The organism is Stenotrophomonas ginsengisoli (genome assembly GCF_001431485.1).
GTDB classification, from domain to species: Bacteria; Pseudomonadota; Gammaproteobacteria; order Xanthomonadales; family Xanthomonadaceae; genus Stenotrophomonas; species Stenotrophomonas ginsengisoli.
On record NZ_LDJM01000074.1, the window covers coordinates 1 to 951 of the forward strand.

The window sequence follows — 951 nt, forward strand, 5'->3', positions numbered from 1 at the left end:
TCGGCCCTCGGCCCTCGGCCGTGCATTTGACGGCCATGAAGCTCCACCTGGTCTGTGCAAATGAGCATCATCCGGCATATCCCTGCCAGCCGGTCGGCAACCGCTCCACTGCCAGGGCTCAGCCATGACGGCGCAGCAACACGCAAGTGCAAGCCAGTGCCCCCCCCGCTGCCGAACCGGAATCAGCAGCCCTCGCCCGCAACGGTGTCTGGGCAGGCAACCGGAGCCGCCACAAAAACGGCCGGGGTTGCCGCAGCAATCCGGTACAGGGAGCGCAGGACGACATTGGACCTGTCCGGGTAGCGGGCAAGAGCGCGATCGAGATACTTCATCCGCATCACTGAACTCACCTGATAGAGCTGGCCCGGTGCGATGTCGTAGTTCACTGACATATCGGCATCGTAGCGTTTCTCACCCCCAGGCTTGATCGTGACGAAGCGCTCGGGGTCGGACAAGTCGGGCTCATGAAAAGCGCCCCGGTAACCCACGCTGCGACCATCCTGGGTGGTCAATTGCATCACCGCCGAGTTCATCAATTTGCCGTCCTTCATCAACCACGGCAGGGTGTACTCAACAATGTTGATGTCATCATCGCCGGTATTGCGCAGGACAAGGGAAACCATATTGCTTCCGGCCGGAGGCGGAGCAAACCAGGCCTGCAAAACTCCCGAAGCACTGCACAGTGCCGGGAAAAACAGCAGCAGGAAAACCATTGTTCTCATGTCACCTCCGCAAAAGCCCAGGCAACCATACCGTGCCGGCTGGCCGCAGAACCTGCTGCTGATCCCGAAAACCGGCCCTGCCTCGAAGCACGACCATGACAATCTGGGGCCCGCCGGCGAATAGATGCCGGGCGACCTGCCGCAGACGGCACTGTCACCACTTGACGCCGCCCGTTCGCCATTCCGGCTCCTGCCCCCCACCTGGCCAGAATGCCCAATGGCACCCTCC

General features: G+C 61.8%; 1 protein-coding gene. It reads right to left on the bottom strand.

All coding sequences use genetic code 11. The features are described from left to right. Positions 1–182 precede the first annotated feature (182 nt). Complete coding sequence (locus ABB30_RS15365) at positions 183–722, bottom strand: hypothetical protein (RefSeq protein ID WP_152980795.1); 540 nt, start codon at positions 720–722, stop codon at positions 183–185. Positions 723–951 lie beyond the last annotated feature (229 nt).

What these genes read in the sequence shown, in the direction of transcription:
- ABB30_RS15365 (WP_152980795.1), bottom strand. Translation starts at nt 722, where the DNA reads ATGAGAACAATGGTTTTCCTGCTGCTGTTTTTCCCGGCACTGTGCAGT.